A 20,908-nucleotide genomic window follows, 5' to 3' on the forward strand; every position below is an offset into this window, starting at 1 on the left:
ACATGAAAAATAATTATCTATATCTTTTAAGTTTACTATGCTTTTTCAATTTAAACGCACAGCAGTATCCCTATAAAGATCCGTCGCTTAGTTCTAAAAAGCGTGCAGAAGATTTAATTTCCCGATTAACGCTCGAAGAAAAAGCAACATTAATGTGTGATCAGAGCGATGCTATACCAAGACTGGGAATCAAAAAGTTTAACTGGTGGAGTGAAGCTTTGCACGGTTATGCTAATAATGACAATGTCACTGTTTTTCCAGAACCTATAGGAATGGCGGCTTCATTTGACGATCAATTGGTTTTTCGTGTATTTGATGCCGTTTCAGATGAAGGCCGTGCAAAATACAATCAATGGATACAAAACGGAAATGAAAACAAACGCTTTTTAAGCCTTTCGGTATGGACGCCCAATGTCAATATTTTCAGAGACCCACGCTGGGGACGCGGACAGGAAACCTATGGAGAAGATCCGTATCTTACTTCAAGAATGGGAGTTTCGGTTGTAAAAGGGCTTCAGGGACCAGCAGATGCAAAATACCGAAAGCTTTTGGCTTGCGCGAAACATTTTGCCGTTCATTCCGGCCCTGAATGGAGCAGACATGAATTGAACCTGAATAATGTAAACCCACGTGAATTATACGAAACCTATCTGCCTGCATTTAAAGCGTTGGTACAGGAAGCTGATGTTCGACAAGTAATGTGTGCCTATCAGCGTTTAGACGACGAACCTTGCTGCAGTAATACAAGACTTTTACAGCAAATTCTTCGCGACGATTGGGGATTTCAATATCTGGTAGTTTCAGATTGCGGCGCAGTTACAGATTTTTATACCACCCATAAAGTTTCATCAGATGATGTGCACGCCGCATCAAAAGCTGTATTGGCAGGAACTGATGTTGAATGTGTTTGGGATAAATACTCTTTTAAAAAATTATCCGAAGCCGTTGAAAAAGATTTAATTAAAGAAGAAGAAATCAATAAAAGTCTGCTTCGTGTTTTAATTGGTCGTTTTGATTTAGGCGAAATGGATGATGACTCGATTGTGCCCTGGACTAAAATTCCGGCAACGGTGCTTAACAGTAAAGAACATCAGCAGTTAGCTTTGGAAATGGCGCAAAAATCAATGACGCTTTTACAAAATAAAAACAATATTCTTCCTTTAGCTAAAGCTATAAATAAAGTAGCCGTTATTGGGCCAAATGCAGATAATGAACCTATGTTGTGGGGAAATTATAACGGAACACCCAATAAAACTATTACGATTAAAAACGGAATTGAAACAAAACTCACTGCAAATAAAGTCCTATATGATAAATCTTGTGATTTAGTCGAAGATAAAGTAACAGACACTTATTTTGATCAATTTTCATTTGAAGGAAAAAAAGGAATGAAAGCCACTTATTGGAACAATTCCAATAGAGAAGGGAATAGTGTTGTTTCGCAGCAAATTTTAAATCCTATAAAAATGACCACTGCAGGTCAGCATGAATTTGCTTCGGGAGTTAAACTAGAAGGATTTTCGGCAAAATACGAAACCGAATTTACAGCTAAAGAAACTGAAAATCTTGTTTTTAAAACCGGAGCAACAGGAGCTTTTGAATTATTTGTAGATGGAAAATCGATAGCTAAATATACAAACTGGCGAACTGTTCCAGGCAAAATTCCGTTTGCAGTTGAAGCGGGAAAAAAATATAAAATCGAAATTCTTTTTGCCCAGTTAAACGATTGGCAGGCGAATTTAGAATTTGATTTTGGAAAAGAGTTTGATATCGATTTTCAAGGTTTAATTCAAAAACTAAAAGGTATTGATACCGTGATTTTTGCAGGCGGACTTTCGACTTTACTGGAAGGAGAAGAAATGCCTGTTTCTTTTCCCGGTTTTAAAGGCGGCGACCGCACCAATATTGAACTTCCTGCCGTACAGAGAAAATGTTTAAAAGAATTGAAAGCAGCTGGTAAAAAAGTAATTTTTGTAAACTGTTCAGGATCTGCCATTGCTTTAACGCCTGAGACAGAAAGCTGCGATGCAATTCTGCAAGCTTGGTATCCGGGAGAATCGGGAGGTCAGGCTGTCGCCGATGTTCTTTTTGGAGATTATAATCCAGCGGGAAAACTCCCAGTTTCATTTTATAAAAATTCAGATAAATTAGGCGGCTTTGAAGATTATTCTCTTAAAGGGCGTACGTATCGTTATACGACAGATGTTTTGTTTCCGTTTGGTTTTGGCTTAAGCTATTCTAAATTCGATATACAGGCAGGAAATCTAAGTAAGAACAAGATAAAATCTAATGAAGAAACGCAGCTAAAATTTTCAATAAAAAACACCAGTAAACGTGACGGAACAGAAATTGTTCAGGTTTATGTTCGAAAATTAAATGACGCAGACGGACCGTTAAAAACATTAAAAGCTTTTAAACGAATGGAGTTAAAAGCAGGCGAAAAGCAAAATGTAACGATCAATTTACCGGCTTCTTCATTTGAGTTTTATGATACTAAAACCAGAGCAATGAATATCACTTCTGGAGAATACGAAGTTTATTATGGCAGTAGTTCTGATGCTAAAGATTTAAAAATGGTAAAATTGGTCGTTCAATAAACGAAACTCAATAAAAAAGTAATTAATCTAAACTGAGCTATGAGTTTTAAATATGTTATATGTTTATGTCTATTTAGTTTTTTAAACTTAAATGCACAATCGGTCGTAAAAAGCCCCGACGGAAAACTTAAAGTTTCTCTTTTTGTTTCTAACGGTCAGCCCTTTTACAGCCTTTCTTATAATGAAAAGACGTTTTTAGAAAAGTCACCGCTTGGTTTAAAAACTAATGTTGGGGATTTTACAACAGGATTAGTTTTAAAAACAGATCCAGTTCAAAATAAAATTGACGAAAAATACCAGCTTCCCAATATCAAAAACAGTAATGTGCATTATGAAGCGAATGAAGCTTTATTTTCTTTTACTAAAGAAAATAAAGCAGCGATCGATATTGTATTTAGGGTGAGCAATAACAATGCAGCTTTCAAATATAAAATATATCCGCAAAATGAAAGTCGTTCCTGCGTCATACAGGAAGAAGCTTCAGGTTTTCTTCTGCCGGAAGGCACAACAACATTTCTTTGTCCGCAAAGTAAACCAATGACCGGATTTGCCAGAACGATGCCTAGTTATGAAATGTCATATGCGTTAGATGATTCTATGGAAAAAAACGGAATTGGCGAAGGCTACACATTTCCATGTCTTTTTAAAGTCAACAATAACGGCTGGGTTTTACTATCAGAAACAGGCGTTGACAGCGGATATTGCGCCAGCAGATTAATAGGACATGAAAAAGGATTATACAGCATTGGTTTTCCAATGACGGGAGAAAATAACGGAAACGGAACAACTTCGCCAGGCATACCGCTTGTGGGTGAAACGCCGTGGAGAACTATTACAGTTGGCGAAACTCTGGGCCCGATTGTAGAAACAACAATCCCTTTTGATTTGGTTAAACCAAAATACGAAGCCTCAAAAGAGTACCGATATACCAAAGGTTCATGGAGCTGGATTATGAAAATGGATGATAACACTACTTTTCCGGTACAAAAAGAATATATCGATTTTAGTGCAGTAATGGGATATCAGACTATTTTAGTTGATGCGCTTTGGGACACTCAAATCGGAAAAGATAAAATTGCAGAACTGTCGAGATATGGTGCTGAAAAAGGTGTTGGTTTATACTTATGGTACAATTCAAATGGGTATTGGAACGATGCGCCGCAAGGACCAAGAGGAATGATGGATAATAGTATTATTCGTCGTAAGGAAATGGCGTGGTTAAAAAGCATCGATGTAAAAGGCATTAAAGTAGATTTCTTTGGAGGAGACAAACAAGTCACCATGAAGTTATACGAAGATATTTTAAAAGATGCTAATGATTTTGGTTTGATGGTTATTTTTCACGGCTGTACCTTACCGAGAGGCTGGGAACGGATGTATCCCAATTATGCCTCAAGCGAAGCAGTTTTAGCGAGCGAAAACCTGCATTTTGGACAAGCAAGCTGCGACAATGAAGCAATTAATGCCGCTACACATACTTTTATTCGAAATACTGTAGGAAGTATGGATTTTGGCGGAAGCGCCTTAAACAAATTTTACAATAGTGAAAACACGCCCAACAAAGGATCAAAACGAATTACTTCAGATGTATTTGCTTTAGCGACGGCTGTACTTTTTCAAAGTGGCGTACAGCATTTTGCATTGGCACCAAACAATTTAAATGATGCTCCGGTCTGGGCCGTAAATTTTATGAAAGAAGTTCCCACGACTTGGGATGAAGTTCGTTTTTTAGAAGGATATCCGGGCAAATATGTAATCCTGGCCCGACGAAAAGGAACGAAGTGGTACATAGCAGGAGTAAACGCTCAAAAAGAAACATTGAGTTTAAAATTGAAACTCCCAATGATTGTTACCAATGCATTATTAACCTGTTATTTTGATGATGAAAAATTAAACGGAAAAGTAAAAACAATCAAACATAAAAGCAATCAGGAAGTTGAAATAAAGATTCCTTCTAATGGAGGAATGCTGCTGGTGAACTAATAAAAAACAAGCAGTCTTTTGCCTTTTAATCTTAAAAAGAAATAGTCTCAAAATTGTGTTTTATTAAACAATATACATTGAATTTTAATTTAATAATCATTTTATAATGTCTTCAAAAAAATGTTTTAGAGCCATTGCTATTTTGTTTTTTATAATCAACAGCTTGTTTTCTCAAAATACATTTGAAAACTATCAATTTCGTCTGGTAGATAGTGAGACTTCAAAAAGCGGTATTTATACCATTGCGCAGGATCAATTTGGTGTTATGTGGATGGGAACAAATGGAGCAGGTTTATATAAATATGATGGAATAAATTATGTGGGTTACGAGCAGGACTCAAAACGCAGCAATTCTATTAACAGCAATTTAATTTATACGGTTTATGTAGATACGCAAAACCGCTTGTGGGCAGGAACAGATGAAGGATTGTGTCTTTACAACAGGAATTTGGATACTTTTGAGAATATCGATCTTAGGAAACCAAGCCAAAAAGAAACTGTAATTTCGGTAAGAAGCATCATTGAAGACAATAACGGTAATATCTTTTTAGGAACATTTAATAATGGTCTGCTGAAACTAAATGTGAAGTCAAGGAAAATTACAAGCCTTAAACTCGATACTCCAAATGCTGTAAATTATTTGATTCATTGTTTAGTAAAGGATAAAAATGGAACGATTTATTTAGGAACTAATTCGGGTTTAAAAGTAGTTGACCTACTAAAAAATGAAGTAAAAAAGGTAAAAATTACCCAAAATAATGAATTGCTGTCAGGGACCATTATATCTATGTTTTTTGACAGTAAACAAAACTTATGGATTGGTAACGGATACAAAGGTCTGGTTAAAGCCAGTTTGTATTCTAAAGAAAAACAGGCTGTTACTTTTCCTATTACCAGAAAAAGAATTATGTCGATTGTGGGAGCTGATGACAAAACTATCCTTTGCGCAACAGAAAATGACGGTTTAATTGTTGTAAACGAACAAGGTGTTGTTCAAAAAAAATATGAAAACAGTAAATTCAATAATCGCAGTTTAGGTTCTAATTCTGTCTGGTCGTTATATGTAGACAAAGAAAAAAGAATATGGCTGGGATATTATAATAAAGGTTTAGGTGTTTTTGACAGGATAAACAATAAGGTTAAAGGAATTGAAAGTTTAGCCGGAAATCCGCAGTCACTCCAAACCAATTGTGTTACCGGAATTGCCAAAGATCATGAAGGTCAGTTGTGGATTTCTATGGAAGGCGGAGGCGTCGATGTATACAATCCGGAAACCAATAACTTTAAACATATTACAAAATCAGATTCTCAATTTTATTCGGGATTAACGAATAATAACATTACTAAAGTTTTTATAGATAAAAAACAAAATGTCTGGCTGGCGAGCTGGAATGAGGGAATCTTTTTTTTGAAGAAAGGAAGCCGAAACTTTATTAATTACAACACAAAAAACACTCCTGATCTTGCCTCAGATAATATTATGAGTATTGGCGAAGATTCGAGAGGCGTAATATGGATAGGAACTTTTGCAAAAGGATTACATTATTTTACTCCTTCAGACGGTCGTTTTCATCATTGCAATTCGAAACCATTTTATGCCAACGGAATGGTGAATTTAGACATTAGAAAAGTAATGGTAGATTCAGATGATGCTGTTTGGGTCGGTTCAACAACAGGTTTATACAAAGTAAGCACAAAGGATTTTGTTACTTTTTCTGTGACTTCTTTACGCGATAAAATGTCAGAAAAGCTTAAAAACCATAAAAGTATCCACACTATTAATACTTTGTATCAGGCGAAAAACAAAGAAATTTGGATTGGCACTGATGGCGCAGGATTATTTAGCTACAATAAAAAAACCGATGCTCTAAAATGGTATATAAATTTTAATGGGCTTCATGAAAAATCAATTTCCTCCATTATAGAATCGAATGACGGACGAATCTGGTTAAGCGGAAAAAAAGGAATCAGCAGACTGGATTTAAAAAGTAAAACAACAGTAAATTACTCGACTTACGACGGTTTGTTTGGAAATGATTTCAACAACAATTCGGTTCTAAAAGATGAAAACGGAATCCTGTATTTTGGAGGCTACGAAGGTTTGAACTATTTTAATCCTGAGAATCTGGTAAAAAGCAAAAAGCAGCTTCCTATTTATTTTACAGATCTGAAACTTTTCAATAAATCAGTAAAGCCGCTCGAAAAAAATTCACCGTTAATAAAAGTAATATCAGAAACAAAAAAGATAATTCTTAAACATGATCAGTCCGTTTTTACAATTGATTTTATTGGTATAAATTATTCTTTCCCTGCCAAAAATGAATTTGCTTATTACTTAGAGGGTTTTGAAGATTCATGGAATTATGTGGGCAGTAAAAGCTCTGCAACTTACACCAACTTAGCTCCCGGAAAGTATGTTTTTAAAGTTAAAGCATCTGAAAAAAACGGAGCCTGGAGCCAAAAGCCATTAGAATTAAAAATTGAAATTTTACCTCCGTGGTGGAAAACATCATTTGCTTATCTATTTTATTCGCTGTTAGTACTGGCGGCAATTTATTTCGGAAATCAATATTATCAAAATAGGTTCAAACAGAAACAATTAATACAATTTGAACAGAAAAAAGCAGCTCAGATTGAAAAATTAAATGATAAAAAACTACAGTTCTTTACCAATATTTCCCACGAGTTTAGAACACCGCTTACTTTAATTTTAAATCCTTTAGCAGATATTCTCAAGAACAATACGCAGGAACTTTCAGGCGGTGTTTTGAATAAATTGCAGACAATTCAAAAAAGTTCTGACAGACTTTCAAGATTAATCAACGAACTGATGGATTTTAATCAGCTTCAGTTTAATAAAATGCCGCTCAAAGTGCAGCAATTAGAGGTAGTGGGTTTTACAAAAGAAATTGTAAGCTATTTTGATGAAGAAGCGCAAAGCCGCGGAATTGAGCTGCAATTTCAATCAGATAAAAAAGCATTAAACGATTGGGTAGATCCTAAAATGTTTGAAAAAATTATTTTTAATGTAATTTCAAATGCTTTTAAGGTTACTCCGGATAACGGAAAAATAGCAGTAAAAGTAGTAATTGACGAGGAGTTAATTTATTTTCCATTATTACAGCCTGCTTACAGTAATCCTTCTTTTTCGATTATTATTAAAGATACCGGTGCGGGATTGGATAAAAAAGATATTAAGCGAATTTTTGACCGTTTTTATCAGGTAAACAATTTAAATAAAGCGTATTACGGAAGCACAGGAATAGGTTTGGAAGTAGTTCGCGGATTTGTAGAACTGCACAAAGGAGTTATTGAAGTAGAAAGTGCATTGGGAGCCGGAACCACTTTTAAATTAATATTTCCGATTGGAAAAGATTTCTTCAATGAAAATGAAATACTGCAGGAAGAATTTAAAAAGGAGAAAAAAATAAGTTTCACACCACCCATCGAAAAAGAAACCGTTCAATCACCAGATGATCAGGAACAAAAAGATCGTGTTTATACCATTTTGATTGTGGAAGATAATGTAGAATTACGGAATTATTTAAAAAATGAGCTCAAGAAAGAGTATAAAGTAATCACGGCAGAAAACGGTCAGATTGGTTTAGAAGCAGCTTTGCAAAAACAGCCTGATTTGATTTTGACCGATGTAATTATGCCTGTTATGAATGGTTTAGAATTGTGCAAAAACATTAAAGCCGATTTAAAAACCAGTCATATTCCGTTAATGATGTTATCTGCAAAAGCACTGGTCAAAGATAAATTAGAAGGAATAGATTCCGGTGCCGATATGTATTTAAGCAAACCATTTGACATGGATATTTTAAGGTCCAGTTTAGTGCAGCTGCTTAAAAGCAGGCAGATTATGTTTAATAAATTCTATAACGGGATTACTCCAAAAGCAAAAGAAAAAACGACCACACTGGATAATGAATTCATAAAAAGTGTACTGAATTACATTAATGAAAACATCAATGAATATGAATTGAGTGTTGAGGTTCTGGCATCAAAAGTATTTTTAAGCAGAAGCCAGTTGTATCGAAAAATTAAAACCTTAACCGGTGTTTCGGTAAATGAATTTATACGAAATGTTCGTTTAGAAAAAGCCAAAGAATTGATAGAACTGGGCAATGACAATATAACTGAAATTAGTATTAAAACGGGTTTTAGTTCTCCTTCTTATTTTACAAAATGTTATAAAGAAAAATACGGGCAGCTGCCTACGCACAGCAAATAATTTATTGATTTTGAATTCCACTTAAAGACGGTTTATACCGTCTTTTTTTTGTTTTAATAATTAAAAATCAAAGTAATAAACAGTAAAAGTCATTTTTAGAAATTATGAAATAATTGTAATTAAAGCCTTTTTTATTTCATGCTTAAAAAAGGAATAACATAATTATTAAAATCCTATTTCTGTTTTATTCGATAAATCGCTCAAAAACCGTCAATATGGCTGTTTCTGTAGTTTTCATGCTACAAAATTGATAGTTTTTGCATCATTTTTAATAGACAAAATTTAGGCTAACCTTATATTTTTGGATGTAAGAAAAATTAAATAACCCAGGAAAACAAGTATTAACCTTTTTAAAAATTACAGTATGAATTGAAAACCAAATTATGTATTGAATCCTTATTTGTATTAAAATTTAAGAGCTATAAAAACCACTTTTAAGTTTTAGAATAAGCATTACAATAACTAAAACTTTACAACCAAATAACTATTTAAACTAATCAAAAAACCAATTGAAATGATGTTAAAATTGAAATATGCAATAATCACATTGCTGATAATCAGCAGTCATAATATGATGGCACAGTCAAAGACCATACAAGGGGTAGTTACAGATCCCTCGGGGTTTCCTTTACCGGGTGCCGGTGTTAACGTAGAAGGCTCACAAAACAGTGCCGCTACAGATTTTGACGGGAAGTATACTTTAAAAGGTGTGAACCCTACAGACAAAATTACATTTTCGTTTGTTGGCCTAATTTCACAAACGATCACTGTAGGTACCAGAAATACTATTGATGTTACCTTAGCTTTATCCACACAAAGCTTAAATGAAGTTATTGTAGGTTACGGAACTCAAAAGAGAACCAAGGTAACCGGAGCAATTTCAACAGTAGGTTCAAAAGATATTGCCGCAGTGCCAATTACAAATGCAGAGTCAGCTTTACAAGGGAGAGCCGCGGGTGTTACAGTTGTAAATGGTGCTCCGGGTTCTAATCCTACGGTTACCATTCGTGGTTTGGCTACAATGGGAAATAGTGCTCCTTTATATGTAATTGACGGAGTTTTAACCAGTAACTTATCTGGACTGAGCCCTAATGATATTGAATCGATGTCTGTTTTAAAAGATGCTTCAACAACAGCTTTATACGGTTCAAAAGCTTTTAACGGAGTAATTATGGTTACTACTAAAAAAGGTAAAAAAGGACCTGGGCAGTTGAATTTTAGCACTTATGCGGGTTTTCAGACTATTACAAAAAGATATGATGTTTTAAATACGCAGCAATATCTGCAGTATGCTAAAGATTTAGGAAGTGATTTAACAGCAAGAGCTGCTGAATTTGGCAATACCAATACCAACTGGCAGGATCAGATTTTTCAAAGCGGTGTAATGCAGGATTATAATTTGAGTTTTTCAAATGGTACTGAAACTTCTACAGCACGTTATTCTGCGGAATATTTGAAACAGGAAGGAGCTGTTATCAATACTGGTTTTGAGCGTTATTCGTTTAGAGCAAATAATACACAGGATATTGGCAGACTTAAGGTAGGAAGCAATATGGGAATATCTTTTAGTAAAATCAATCCCGAGCGTAACTCAGGAGGAAGAACATTATTAGAACATGCTATTAAAATGGCACCTTATTTACCGGTTTACAATGGAGCAAATTTAGGAGGCTATCAAGGCCCAAGCGCAATTGATGGTAATGATGCCGAAAATCCTGTTCGTGTAGCTAATTTAGGATATCAAAAAATCAATAATTTATCTATAATAGGAAATATCTACGCTGAATTAGAAATTTACAAAGGCCTGAAATTTAAATCACAAGTTTCATTAGATTACTTTACAAGCAAGGATCATACCTTTATTCCTAGTTTTAATGATGGTTCCTATCATAAACAAGCATTTTCAACAACCAATGAAACAAATACCCAAGGTCAAAATATTGTTTTTGATAATAGTTTAACTTATAAAACTACTATCGCTGCAAAGCATAATATTGAGGTATTAGGAGTTATCACTAAAATTGACGGAAAAGGGCAGAATTTAGCAGCAGGAAGCCGTTACTATATTTCAAACGAAATTGATCAGCTGAGATACAATGAAGGAAGTTTGAGTTCAGGAAATTTTGAAGAAAAAAATATTGGATATATCGCCCGTATCAATTACGATTACGATGATAAATATATACTTGCAGTTTCAGGACGTAGAGATGCTTCATCTCGTTTTGGAGCAAATAACCGCTGGGGTAATTTTTACTCATTTGCTTTGGGCTGGAATATAGCCAAAGAAAGTTTTATGGCAGATTCTGTTTTTAGTACACTAAAACTCAGAGCAAGTACAGGAACAACAGGAAATGACAGAATAGACAATTATCAATATGCAGCGACATTACTTGCTGATTATAATTATCCAATTAACGGAGGAAATGCACCAGGTGTTTCTCTTGGAGTTGCTTCTAATCCTGACTTGAAATGGGAGTCTAAAAAAGATAGAAACATAGGTTTAGATTTTGGTTTGTTTGACGAAAAATTTACAGGATCTTTTGAATATTTTAATAATAAAAGCAGTGATATTCTTTTTGCAGTTCCGTTAGCGGCCTCTGTAGGATCTGCCGGCGGTGGAACTCAAATTCAAAATATTGCCGATGTGAAGGTATCAGGATATGAAATTTCATTAGGCTACAATGACAGAAAAGGAGATTTTACATGGTCTGCCGTAGCTAATTTAGGAACAAGTAAAAACGAAGTAACAAGTTTAGCGCCGGGAGTAACCAGTGTGTTAGGCGGTCCAACTGCAAGAGCAGGTTTGGAAAACTTTTCAAGACTGGAAGTAGGTCAGCCGTTATTTTACTTTTATGGTTACCAAACAAATGGAATTTATCAAAATCAGGCAGAAGTAGACGCCGTTTTTGGTCCGGGTCAAACTAATATTAAACCGGGAGATATTCGCATTGTGGATCGTGATGGTAATAAAATCATCAACTCAAATGACAAAACTAATATTGGAAATCCATATCCGGATTTTACTTATGGTTTAAACCTTACGGCAGCTTATAAAAATTTTGATTTCAACTGCTTCATAACTGGAGTTCAGGGAAATGATATTTACAATGCCAATAAATTTGATTTAACAGGAATGAATCGCTTGTTCAATGCCAGTACAGAAGTTTTAGACAGAGCAATTGTTGTAAATGGTGTTGTAACCAATCCATCGGCTACTTTGCCAAGGGCGCAGGGAGCAGATATCAACTGGTCTTCGGCTAATCAACGCTATATTGAAGATGGTTCTTATACTAGATTAAAAAATATCACTTTAGGATATACCTTATCTGGAGAAACATTTGACAGCCATTTTTCAAATATTAGATTCTACATAAGTGGTCAAAACCTTATTACGATTACAAATTATTCTGGGTTAGATCCTGAAATTGCACGTGCAGATACTAATGCAAATTCTGCGGGTATCGACTTAGGAAGATATCCACAGCCTAAATCAGTAATTTTTGGACTTGATGTTAAATTTTAATATATAAGATGATGAAAAAAATAAAACATATAGTTGCAGCATTGTTGGGAGTTTTCGCAATAAATTCATGTGACACTTCGGAATTAGAATTAACTAATCCAAACACATTATCTCCCGACACGTTCTTTAAAACCGAAGCGCAGGTAGAATCTGCTGTAAATGCAGCTTATGCAAATTTACAGACAAGAGGATTGTATGCCCGAAATCTTGCTTTTGCCATGGATCTTATGGCGCAGGATGCAGCAGGAAATCCGCAGTTAGAAGGTAATAAAAAACCTTTTCAGGATTTTTCTTTTAATGCAGGAAATGACATTATTCAGTATTACTGGGAATCTTGTTTCTTAGGAATATCCAGAGCTAATTTTGTATTAGATAATGAAGGTAAGATTAATGATTTACCAACTTCAGTTTTATCACAAGCGAAGAAGAATAAATTTTTAGGCGAAGCACATTTTTTAAGAGCTTATTATTATTTTCTTTTAGTGAATCGTTTTGGGGATGTGCCCATTTATAAAACCGGAACTATTACAGGCGCCGCAAGAAGTCCTAAAGCAGAAGCTTTTGATTTGATCAGAGCAGATTTAGAATTTGCCTCTCAAAATTTACTGCCTAGAGGTACAGAAGTTGTAGGTAGAGTGACTAAAGAAGCGGCTTATGCTTATTTAGGGAAAGTATTATTATACGAAAAGAAATACGATCTGGCTTTGGCTGCCCTTAATAACGTTACAGGATTCAGTCTTGAAGATAAAGGCAGTTTTTACAACAACTTCATGGAAGAAACGGAGCATGGTAAAGAATCTGTTTTTGAGATTGAATTTAATGAAAACAACGGAACTGGGAACAAATGGGATGATGCAGGAAACAGCGGCGGAACTGGTTTTGCCGAGTCAACGCTGAGAGGACAGGAATATGGTAATTTAAGCTGGTACAACGTATATCCGCCAGATGCACTTTTAAATTCCTATGAAGCAGGGGATTTACGTTTTGGAGATACTTTTTATGTACCGGGTTCTAAATATTTAAACGGAACACGTACAATGACAGCGCAAAACTTTAATACATCTGCAGGTATTAGAAATGCAGGCTGGAAAAAATACCAGAACTATTATAAAAAAGAAGATGAGGCTACACAATCCAGTATTAACTTTAAAGTTATGCGTTATGCAGATGTACTGCTTATGAAAGCCGAATGTGAAAACCAAAGAGACGGAGGTTCACAAACAGCAGCCATAGCCTTTATAAAACAAGTTAGAGATCGTGCAGGTTTAACAACTAATATTACGCCTACAAAAGAAGCTGTTTTCGCTGCAATTGTTCATGAACGTAAAGTAGAATTTGCAGGAGAACAAAGCCGTTTTGACGATATTATGAGATGGGGAAATGCCAGTACAGAATTAGCAAACACTGGTTTTCAGGCAGGTAAAAATGAATTATGGCCAATCCCTAATAGAGAAACATCTTCTAATCCCAATATAAAACCAAGTGATAATAATCCTGGGTACTAAATGATTAAATTATGTTAGTTTGAGTTAAGTAAGTTAGTATTTTTGATAAACAGTGCACTTGTAATGCACTGTTTATTTTTTTATGCAATGGCGTAATTAATTTTAGATTTCAGATCTAAAGTTTCAAGTTTCAGGTTGAACTGAGGATATTTTAACGCAAAGTTCGCAAAGGTTTTTACGCAAAGGACGCTAAGTTTTTTTGATAAGCTAGGTTTTTATAAAACCAAAGTTCGCAAAGCTTTATGTTGATACATCTTTGCGAACTTTGTGCATTCTAAATGCAATATATTTCAAAAAAACTTAGCGTGCTTTGCGTTAAAAAAATTACGCGCTAAAACAAACAATCCAAACAACACAAAGCTTTGCGAACTTTGCCGTTTTATAAAACCTCGTATATTAAAAAACCTTGCGCCCTTTGCGTTAAAAAAATTATGCGTTAAAACAAGCAATCCCATTAACATAAAGCTTTGCGAACTTTGCATTTTTATAAAAACTTTATATGCAGAAAAATCTTTGTGTGCTTTGCGTTAAATAAAAAGTTTCAGGTTTCATAATCTACAATCCATAATCTACAATCCATAATCTACATTCTAAAATCTACATTCTAAAATCTAAAATCTATACCCTTCTTTCCTTCAAATCTGTTTCAATTTGAATTTCCATTTCTTTATCTATTACATAAAAGCATAACAGAACTGCACTTATAATAAATATAAAGCCCGGATAAATACTTATTGAAAGTTTAATCCCTTCAACAGCAGCCGGAACCTGATTGACTTCTTCGGCTACATAACCATACTTTGATAAAAAAGCGGCACCTAAAGCACTGCCAATACTTATTCCGATTTTTAATCCAAAAATCATAGCCGAAAAAACAGTAGCAGTAGCTCTTCGGTTGTTTTTCCATTCGCTGTAATCAGCCACATCAGCAATCATAGCCCACAATAAAGGAATGGTTACGCCATAAATAAATCCATGCAATAATTGGGTTAAAAAAACCATTGCAATAGCGGTTCTGCTATAAAAATTAAAAAGCAGTAAACTCAAAGCAGATAAGAAAATGAAAGCGATATAAATATTTCTTTTACCAAATGAATCTGCAAGAGATTTTGAAAACAGGATTCCGAATATCATAAAAATAATTCCTCCGCCATTAAAAAGGCTAAAAGCAGAAGTTGGAGCATCTTTAGGCCATTGAAGATCTACAAAATCCATTGCTTTTAAGGAATTATTTACTCTTTCAATAAAAGCTGTAAAACCAATATCATTCAAAAAAAGAGTCAGAGCGGCAGGATCTAAGTAATATTTAAAGTAAAAAACATACATACCGCCCTTTAAAGACAAAGTTATAAATACCAAAATAGTAACTAGTAATATAACCAACCACGGACCATTTTTACACAAATCGATAAAATCCTGCTTCACAGATGATTCCTGGTTTTTTGCAGGAATGATTCTTTCTTTGGTAGTAAAAAAAGTAATCAAAAAACAAATTATCCCAACAAAAGCAAATAGTATCATGGTGTTTTTAAAACCAACTGCTTTATCTCCATTTCCTAAAATTAAAACAAAGGGAAGTAAAAGCGACTGAACTATAAATTGAGCTATCATAACAGCAACAAAGCGATAGGAGGAAAGACTATTTCGTTCTTTCATATCACCTGTTAAAACACCGCTTAAAGCAACATACGGCAAATTGTTTGCTGAATAAAGCAAGACTAAAAAAAAGTAAGTCAGTAATGCATAAGTTGTTTTACCCGTTAATCCAAAATCCGGAGTTAAAAAAGAAAGCACAGCGGCAATTCCAAAAGGCAAAGCAGTCCATAATATCCAAGGCCTGAACTTTCCCCATCGCGTTTGAGTACGATCAGCAATAACGCCCATAATGATATTAAAAAAAGCACCAATAAAACCTCCTGTAAAAATAATAACGCTTGCAGTTCCAGCAGGAATTTTATATACATCTGTGTAAAAGAAAGCTAAAAAAGTCAGCAGAGTCTGAAAAATCAAATTCGCTGCAAAATCACCTAAACCGTAACCTGTTTTTTCTAGTATAGAAAGCTTTTGGGATGTATTACTCATAAATATTTAAGGATTGCTTTTTACAGGTTTATATCCTGTTATATTAATTGCAGATTATTTTTGAGGCGCATTTCTATAAAAAAATAACACTTCATTTTGCTCTATCTGACATGGAATGTTTAATGTAAAAATAGCTTGAAAGTTGAAAAAATGTGTATCATTTTTGAAGCCTATATTAACATATTTGAAGCATGAGTTTGTTTTAAGTAAATCTATTAAATGATGATCATGAACACAACCAGTTGTTTTTTATATTCTATATTATGACATATACTTGATGTTTATGTCTTTTAATTATTGATATTATTTTTACACAACCAGTTGTGTATTTGTTGTTTTTGTGTATATTTAAATTATTATAAAAGACTAACAAATAAACCCAGAAAATATGACTGTATATCAGATTATTACAAATGAATATTTGATTAAAATCCGACTTTTTATTATCTTTTTTGCCTTTATTCCGGCCTTTACCATTAGTCAAAACAAAAACAAGGCAGATAAACCTCAATACCGTAATCTTTTTGCAGCAGCAGGTTATAGTCAAATTGATATTGATAAGAAATTAACGAAAGCTTATTATGATGTTTTTGAAGGGCCAAATAAAGTATATTTTGAAGAAGGAGATTCGTTAGGATATGTTTCTGATGTAAAAAATAAAGATGCCCGTACCGAAGGGATGTCATACGGAATGATGGTTGCTGTTCAGCTCAACAAAAAAGAAGTTTTTGATCGTCTCTGGCGCTGGTCTGTCAAATACATGCAGCATCAGGACGGACCAAGAGAAGCTTATTTTGCATGGAGTGTAGATCCGCAGACCAAAAAACAAAATTCTCCCGGTTCTGCATCTGATGGGGAATTATATTATATAACAAGTCTGCTCTTTGCTTCAAATAAATGGGGCAATGATACAGGAATAAATTATTACAAAGAAGCCAGAAGAATATTAGATGCCATGTGGAAAAAAGACGGTACAGGGAATATCTATAATATTATAAATACCGAACATAAGCAGATTTCTTTTGTACCGGAAGGAGGCGGCTACAATTGGACTGATCCTTCTTATCATGTTCCTGCATTTTACGAAATCTGGGCATTATATGCCAAAGACGGCCATGAACAGTTTTATAAAGAATGTGCCGATGTTTCGCGTAATTTTTTACATAAAGCCTGTCATCCTCTAACAGGTCTAAATTCAGATTATACCGAATTTAATGGAGAGCCACATCCAACGCCCTGGATGCCGCCCGGATTTCGTTATGATTCCTGGCGTGTTCCTATGAATATTGCAATGGATTATACGTGGTATGGAAAAGATAAAAAATGGCAGGAAGATTATGCCGAACGATTTCAAAATTTTCTTAGATCAAAAGGACTAGATACTTATGAAGATCAGTTTAATCTGGATGGTTCTACACCTGACTTTATCCTTCAGGCAGGTTCGGTAAAAAAACTAAGACATTCAATTGGGTTAGTAGCGACAGCAGCGACGGCATCGCTGGTAAATAAAGATAAATCAAGTATGGATTTTGTTCATGCTGTCTGGAATGCTAAACTCGAGCCTTATGAAGATGGTTATTTTGATCCTTACTATGACGGGCTAATGTGTCTTTTTAGTCTAATGCATCTCAGCGGAAAATATCAAATAATAACTCCGGAAATAAAATAGCTTTTTAAACAAAATTCTCTTTTGAATTTTCTTTTGTATATAAAAAGAGTAACAGTATTTGTGCTGTTACTCCTTTTTATAATCAATTTGTTAGAGCAACATATTGATAAAGCCTCAATGGATTTTCTGCTTCAGTAATTAAAAATTGAGCAACATCGACTCTTGAAATCTTTCCAACTTTCATTCCTTTTTGAAGTTTTGATATTGTTTTGTAAGTTGACTGTGCATTTCCGTTGGTAAGCATTCCAGGTCTTATGATTTCCCATTTCATAGTACTTTTGGTAATTATTTCTTCCATTACTGTTTTATTGATGTATTGGTCTTTTAGGAATAACGAAATGACCGTTCGCATAAAAAAGCTCAAATAATTTTTACTTTCTCCCGCTCCAAAACCTGTAATTACCAAAACTGGCGAAGAGAATTTTAAATCATTAGTAACTTTAACCAATGCATTGGCAATATCAGAAAATAAGGTAGTTGCTTTTTTATTTTTTGTTCCAACGGTTATAAGTACCGCATCAGATCCAGTTATGGCATGTTTTAAATCTATTAGCGATGTAGCGCTGCCATTTATTTTAATAAGATTGGGGTGATTTGGAAGGTGATCCGTATTTGTTGATAATGCCGTTACAATGTGGCCTTTTTTAAGAGCTAGTATAACAGATTCCAGTCCAATTCCTGCTCCGGCTCCAATAATTGCTATATTCATTAGTTTGTTGATTTAATTTGCAGATATTTTTCAGTAATACTTTTTTGTGCCACAAGCAGGCTTTCACTTCCCCATTTCCATGGAGTTCCTGTCGTTGTTATGATTTCGGCACCAGCTTCTTTGGCAATAAGCAATCCTGCAATCCAGTTATAAGTGTCGAGATCTTCCTGAACAAACAAATCAATCCTGCCTGCACCAACATAAGCCAATTGCAATCCGTGTGGTCCGTAATTTCTAACAATTCCAAAATTCTGAATCAAATTAGTGACCGTAGTACCTATTTTTTTATTTAAATCATTATCTGATTTGTCCTGATGTCCATATTCAAAAACAGCAAGCATAACTGACTGATCTGTCTTGTTGCTAAGTTCAAGTAATCTGCCATTCATAAATGCGCCTTCACCATCTTTTGCCCAAAACATTTCATTAGCCAATGGATCAAAAATTACAGAAAATAAAGGTTTTCCATGACGAATAAGTGCCAGGTTTATTGTCCATCCTGCAATATGCTGAACATATTGTATGGCACCATCCATGGCATCGCAAAGCCAGTACTCTTCATTATCTGATGGATTTCTTTGTGAATCGGTATCAAACTCGTCGCCTATATGCCAGGGAATATTTGGATACTGTAGCGCTAAATCTTCTTTTAAAGAGCTCAGACACAAAGTATCGATATCTTCTAATTTTTGTAAAAGCTCATCCATAGTTTGTGGAATCGCATTTTGCTTATAGTCTTTTAAAAAGACGTTCCCTACTTTTCGTACTGCATCGAGTATAATTGGGATATTGATTTCGTTTTGCATATCATTATATATTAATTACAATGCAAAATTAATTAGAGGATGATCTTTAATGTAGTTTGAATGAAGGGAAGGATAGTCCTAATCACGGAATTTTTTCCGAAATTCAAGAGGAGTAAGATTGGTTAGCTTTTTAAAAAGTTTTCCAAAATAAACAGGCTCGTCATAACCAACCTGATAAGCAATTTCTTTTACGCTGCTGTCTGTAAAGTAAAGAAGTCTTTTGGCTTCCATTATTGATGCTTCTTGAATATGAGCCGAAACCGGACTTCCCGTTAATGATTTTACAGTATCATTTAAATGTGCAGCCGAAATAGAAAGAGCCGAAGCATACTGTGCTGGCTGTTTCCATGTTTTATAATGTTCTTTTGTTAGTTTTATAAAAGCTTCCTTAATGATAATACTGCGACTTTCTTTAGATTTATTAAGAGGTAAATTAGAAACGAGTTCTCCTGAAATTAAATTTAGAAGTGCATTTAATAAAGAATGAATACTTTTTTGAATGTAGCTATTTGTATTTTCAGACTGCACTTTTTCAATTAAATCCATCAGGATTGTAAGCTGTTGAAAAAAGGGAGATTCTTCTCGTAATAAAAATGGATTATTGATTTTATTCTCTAGTAGCTGCAGGAGCTCTTTATTAACCAGTGATGAATCAAAACTAATCATCCATCCTTTCGGGTCTCTTACTGATATAATATGATGTACTTCTTCAGGAAAGATACAAAGTAAGGCAGGTCCGGAAAATTCTATAATTTCAAAATCAATATTTAATTTAAACTTTCCGTTTAAGGCGAACATTAATTGACAATGATCATCCCGATGAGGTTTAGAGATGTCGTGATTCTCTATCTCTTTATCCTCCATATTAACAATAATAATTCCTGCTCTTGCAGAAGGTGGGAGTTCAAATTGTTGAATGTTTTGATTTTGATTTTTCAAGCTTATAATAGTATCATTTATACTGCTTGCAAAAATAGAGATTAAAAAGATCAAATGTTTCAGATTTCATTCCTAAACGAAATAAAAAAAGCTAACAAGTCTCGCTTAAAAACAGAATATTTGTTACGAAACATGCAGACATATTGTTTTTAAAAATATTTTTTTTGCTGAAAAATAATAAAAACAAGAAAAACCTTAAAGGTTTTAAAAAAAAAGTTACCACGCAAACTTAATGTTATCAGAGAGTTAAGAAAAAGTTGCTAAAATATTTGAAAAAAAAGCGATAAAAAGTATTGTAAATGCTGATAAACTCACTACTTTTGCACCCGCTTTGAAACACAAGCGAAGATAAAAAGAAATACACGTTCGTAGACATATTGAATTGACAGCCGTTCCGATGCAAATCGGAACAACAAAATAAGAGTAATAGAATCGTAAGATTTGAAAAGAACCACTAGATAAAGCATCGAATAATAATATTAAAATATACGATGAAGAGTTTGATCCTGGCTCAGGATGAACGCTAGCGGCAGGCTTAACACATGCAAGTCGAGGGGTATAAGTCTTCGGATTTAGAGACCGGCGCACGGGTGCGTAACGCGTATGCAATCTGCCTTTCACAGAGGGATAGCCCAGAGAAATTTGGATTAATACCTCATAGTATTATGGAGTGGCATCACTTTATAATTAAAGTCACAACGGTGAAAGATGAGCATGCGTCCCATTAGCTAGTTGGTAAGGTAACGGCTTACCAAGGCGACGATGGGTAGGGGTCCTGAGAGGGAGATCCCCCACACTGGTACTGAGACACGGACCAGACTCCTACGGGAGGCAGCAGTGAGGAATATTGGACAATGG

10 protein-coding genes and 1 rRNA gene are annotated in these 20,908 nt (G+C 34.5%); 7 read left to right on the forward strand and 4 right to left on the reverse strand.

Annotation, left to right across the window (positions count from 1 at the left end):
* Window positions 1-2: 2 nt before the first annotated feature.
* From xyl3A to FLAPXU55_RS15855, 5 genes are all read left to right on the forward strand, one after another.
* The gene (xyl3A, locus tag FLAPXU55_RS15835) at window positions 3-2,597 is read left to right on the forward strand and encodes a xylan 1,4-beta-xylosidase (protein ID WP_180859315.1); all 2,595 of its coding nucleotides are present in this window, start codon (window positions 3-5) and stop codon (window positions 2,595-2,597) included.
* A 39-nt stretch (window positions 2,598-2,636) separates the two neighbouring features.
* Window positions 2,637-4,580, forward strand: a complete 1,944-nt coding sequence (locus tag FLAPXU55_RS15840; RefSeq protein ID WP_180859317.1) for a glycoside hydrolase family 97 protein — start codon at window positions 2,637-2,639, stop codon at window positions 4,578-4,580.
* A 106-nt stretch (window positions 4,581-4,686) separates the two neighbouring features.
* Window positions 4,687-8,817: a hybrid sensor histidine kinase/response regulator transcription factor gene (locus tag FLAPXU55_RS15845; protein ID WP_180859319.1), complete on the forward strand. Its 4,131-nt coding sequence runs from the start codon at window positions 4,687-4,689 to the stop codon at window positions 8,815-8,817.
* Window positions 8,818-9,331: 514 nt separating this feature from the next.
* Window positions 9,332-12,340: a SusC/RagA family TonB-linked outer membrane protein gene (locus FLAPXU55_RS15850; RefSeq protein ID WP_053470729.1), complete on the forward strand. Its 3,009-nt coding sequence runs from the start codon at window positions 9,332-9,334 to the stop codon at window positions 12,338-12,340.
* A gap of 8 nt (window positions 12,341-12,348) precedes the next feature.
* Entirely contained in the window at window positions 12,349-13,845 is a 1,497-nt protein-coding gene (locus FLAPXU55_RS15855) for a RagB/SusD family nutrient uptake outer membrane protein (protein ID WP_053470730.1), read from the forward strand.
* A 618-nt stretch (window positions 13,846-14,463) separates the two neighbouring features.
* On the opposite strand, the gene FLAPXU55_RS15860 is transcribed toward FLAPXU55_RS15855, so the two are convergent.
* Window positions 14,464-15,927, reverse strand: a complete 1,464-nt coding sequence (locus FLAPXU55_RS15860; protein WP_180859321.1) for an MFS transporter — start codon at window positions 15,925-15,927, stop codon at window positions 14,464-14,466.
* 388 nt (window positions 15,928-16,315) lie between these two features.
* Here FLAPXU55_RS15860 and FLAPXU55_RS15865 point away from each other — a divergent pair, with 388 nt between their 5' ends.
* Window positions 16,316-17,596: a glycosyl hydrolase family 8 gene (locus FLAPXU55_RS15865; protein WP_180859323.1), complete on the forward strand. Its 1,281-nt coding sequence runs from the start codon at window positions 16,316-16,318 to the stop codon at window positions 17,594-17,596.
* A gap of 82 nt (window positions 17,597-17,678) precedes the next feature.
* Here FLAPXU55_RS15865 and FLAPXU55_RS15870 read toward each other — a convergent pair whose 3' ends face one another.
* The 3 genes from FLAPXU55_RS15870 to FLAPXU55_RS15880 all read right to left on the reverse strand — a co-directional run bounded on the left by FLAPXU55_RS15870 (window position 17,679) and on the right by FLAPXU55_RS15880 (window position 20,104).
* A complete protein-coding gene (locus FLAPXU55_RS15870) occupies window positions 17,679-18,305 on the reverse strand; it encodes an NAD(P)-dependent oxidoreductase (RefSeq protein ID WP_180859325.1) in 627 nt (208 codons plus the stop codon).
* Complete coding sequence (locus FLAPXU55_RS15875) at window positions 18,305-19,111, reverse strand: inositol monophosphatase family protein (protein WP_180859327.1); 807 nt, start codon at window positions 19,109-19,111, stop codon at window positions 18,305-18,307. Before FLAPXU55_RS15875 ends, FLAPXU55_RS15870 begins: the two co-directional genes overlap by 1 nt.
* Window positions 19,112-19,189: 78 nt before the next feature.
* On the reverse strand, window positions 19,190-20,104 hold the full coding sequence (locus FLAPXU55_RS15880; RefSeq protein WP_180859328.1) for an AraC family transcriptional regulator: 915 nt from the start codon (window positions 20,102-20,104) through the stop codon (window positions 19,190-19,192).
* A 434-nt stretch (window positions 20,105-20,538) separates the two neighbouring features.
* Between FLAPXU55_RS15880 and FLAPXU55_RS15885 the strand changes: the two genes are divergently transcribed.
* Window positions 20,539-20,908: ribosomal RNA gene (locus tag FLAPXU55_RS15885) — 16S ribosomal RNA — on the forward strand; the annotation flags it as partial.

It is taken from the genome of Flavobacterium panici (assembly GCF_903819335.1).
GTDB lineage: Bacteria > Bacteroidota > Bacteroidia > Flavobacteriales > Flavobacteriaceae > Flavobacterium > Flavobacterium panici.

Coding starts and splice junctions, on each gene's coding strand:
- xyl3A (WP_180859315.1), top strand. CDS start 3: ATGAAAAATAATTATCTATATCTTTTAAGTTTACTATGCTTTTTCAAT.
- FLAPXU55_RS15840 (WP_180859317.1), top strand. CDS start 2,637: ATGAGTTTTAAATATGTTATATGTTTATGTCTATTTAGTTTTTTAAAC.
- FLAPXU55_RS15845 (WP_180859319.1), top strand. CDS start 4,687: ATGTCTTCAAAAAAATGTTTTAGAGCCATTGCTATTTTGTTTTTTATA.
- FLAPXU55_RS15850 (WP_053470729.1), top strand. CDS start 9,332: ATGATGTTAAAATTGAAATATGCAATAATCACATTGCTGATAATCAGC.
- FLAPXU55_RS15855 (WP_053470730.1), top strand. CDS start 12,349: ATGATGAAAAAAATAAAACATATAGTTGCAGCATTGTTGGGAGTTTTC.
- FLAPXU55_RS15860 (WP_180859321.1), bottom strand. CDS start 15,927: ATGAGTAATACATCCCAAAAGCTTTCTATACTAGAAAAAACAGGTTAC.
- FLAPXU55_RS15865 (WP_180859323.1), top strand. CDS start 16,316: ATGACTGTATATCAGATTATTACAAATGAATATTTGATTAAAATCCGA.
- FLAPXU55_RS15870 (WP_180859325.1), bottom strand. CDS start 18,305: ATGAATATAGCAATTATTGGAGCCGGAGCAGGAATTGGACTGGAATCT.
- FLAPXU55_RS15875 (WP_180859327.1), bottom strand. CDS start 19,111: ATGCAAAACGAAATCAATATCCCAATTATACTCGATGCAGTACGAAAA.